Origin of the sequence: Corynebacterium sp. HMSC064H12 (assembly GCF_001809925.1) — a bacterium.
GTDB lineage: Bacteria > Actinomycetota > Actinomycetes > Mycobacteriales > Mycobacteriaceae > Corynebacterium > Corynebacterium jeikeium_D.
The window spans coordinates 1-209 of record NZ_KV799357.1; the positions used below are offsets into that span (position 1 = coordinate 1).

Below are 209 nucleotides of genomic sequence, written 5' to 3' on the forward strand. Positions count from 1 at the left end.
GCGTGTGTGTTGCTGGTGGGTGCCGGGGGCCTTTGTTTGTTTTGGGTCCTTTTGTGCTTGCGGGTGATGGATTGCGTGGCGGCGCCTTTGTTTGGGTGCTTTTCGCGTGGTTTTTTCATTTGTGGGAAAGATCATGGTTGTTCTCTTCTTTTTTGGCCTCGTCGGTTCGAAGGGGAGAACGTTTTATTTTTGGATAACGGCCAGGCCGC

The 209-nt window shown here is 52.2% G+C and carries 1 protein-coding gene; it reads left to right on the forward strand.

The window, feature by feature from the left end; translation table 11 throughout:
* The coding region (locus HMPREF2681_RS11190) for a hypothetical protein (protein WP_207105045.1) at positions 1 to 197 on the forward strand (197 nt) is incomplete at its 5' end.
* Positions 198 to 209: the final 12 nt, after the last annotated feature.